Annotated in this window: 1 protein-coding gene; it reads right to left on the bottom strand. The window is 47.1% G+C overall.

Annotation, left to right across the window (positions count from 1 at the left end):
• A partial coding sequence (locus ACTHUF_RS11135) for a hypothetical protein (RefSeq protein WP_440407728.1) occupies window positions 1–324 on the bottom strand: 324 nt, incomplete at its 3' end.
• Window positions 325–473: the final 149 nt, after the last annotated feature.

The raw sequence follows: 473 nt of genomic DNA, 5'->3' as shown, positions 1-473 counted from the left end.
AAACCACACCACCACCAACACCGACAAACACAACAAAAACCCAACCACCACAACCCCAACCAACAAAACCAACAACCCAACACCAACCACCAACAACAAAACCCCAACCCACACCAAAACCAAACAAACCCACAAAACCAACCACACCACCACAAACACCCACCCAACCAACCCAAACAAAAACAAAACCCCAACCAACCCAAAACACACAACCAAAAAAACCAAAAACAAAACCACCCCAAAAAACAACACAACCAAAAACCAAACAACAAAAACCAAAAACACCCCACCCAAAAAACCCCAAACACCAACAAAAAAAACCACCCAAAAAACCCCCAAACGGCCCACTCACTCCAAAAAAAAACCCAACAAACACAACCAAACCACCCAACCCACCCCCCTCCCCAAAAAACCCACCCAACCCACCAAACACACACCCCCCCCCCAACAAACACAACAACACCCACCCCCCA

Source organism: Neisseria sp. P0024.S006 (assembly GCF_051956595.1).
Classification (GTDB): domain Bacteria; phylum Pseudomonadota; class Gammaproteobacteria; order Burkholderiales; family Neisseriaceae; genus Neisseria.
Note: the sequence above shows the minus strand (reverse complement) of the source record. Positions and strands in the feature narration are given on the sequence as shown.